General features: G+C 47.4%; 2 protein-coding genes. One reads left to right on the forward strand and one right to left on the reverse strand.

What is annotated here, in order from left to right:
• On the forward strand, positions 1 to 438 hold a 438-nt coding region (locus tag A3751_RS23110), incomplete at its 5' end, for a hypothetical protein (RefSeq protein ID WP_197466481.1).
• A 9-nt stretch (positions 439 to 447) separates the two neighbouring features.
• Here A3751_RS23110 and A3751_RS18130 read toward each other — a convergent pair.
• Positions 448 to 957 (reverse strand): DUF599 domain-containing protein (locus A3751_RS18130; RefSeq protein ID WP_082863363.1); only part of this gene is annotated, 510 nt, incomplete at its 5' end.

Below are 957 nucleotides of genomic sequence, written 5' to 3' on the forward strand. Positions count from 1 at the left end.
GAGCAAGATGAAACCCGAACTACGCCTGCTTGGGATTGGGATTTGTTTGACGGTGTTGGTTGGACGCCTCGTTACACCTACTTATATAAAGACAACGTCATCGGTATCGCGCACTACGCGGGTTTGTCTTATTTCAACAAAGAAGGTGCTCAAATGACAGGTGCCACTTTTCGCTACGGGCACGGGAGCAAAGGGCACAAGTATAATGTAGCTTATACAAATTCAACGTGGCATTGGGGGGTCGACTTTGGCTTTTCTTGGCATGTTCTTGATGCAGGAAACTTTACGATCCCAGATCCAAACGGCATTGAGCAGTTGGGGCTAGAGCTGAGTGTTCGATACCGAACTGTTTCGATCACGGCAACGCACACCGAGGGTTATTCTTGGGCCACCTTAGGCTTGAACCTGGAAGGTCTTCCTTTCCTTGAAGGTTGGTAAACACCTTGTTTACAAATCTGGCGTTCGTTTTAAATCAATGGTTTTACTCTGCATTAAGGTGCGCAAGGTCGACGATTTAAACTCACGTTGATACAGCACAAAGACGATGCTGGTTGCCGCCACCATAAAGAGAATCGGATTGATAAACCACGCTAATATGGAGATTGAGAAGTAATAGGTTCTTAGTCCCATATTGAAGTTATGTGCCGCCATCGACCCCATCTTCGCAAGCCGCTCTGCAAGCACCCGATGCTCTTTTGGTTTTTCTTCGCGCGAACACACCGGCGCTCCGCCAATCATCACTGTCACAAAGCCATACTGCCGCAAGCTCCAAGTGAATTTGAAGAAGGCGTATACGAAAACCACAATCAACAGTAGAAATTTCAGTTCCCATTCGGCACGTGTCGCTGGCATCACAAAGGGCAGATCTTCAAGCAGGCCTATCGCTTTGTCTGTTGAACCAAGGATTGTCAGTAAGCCCGCTAAAATCAGCATCGTCGTGGATGCAAAGAATGAAAC

The sequence above is a fragment of the Oleiphilus sp. HI0080 genome, from assembly GCF_001635135.1.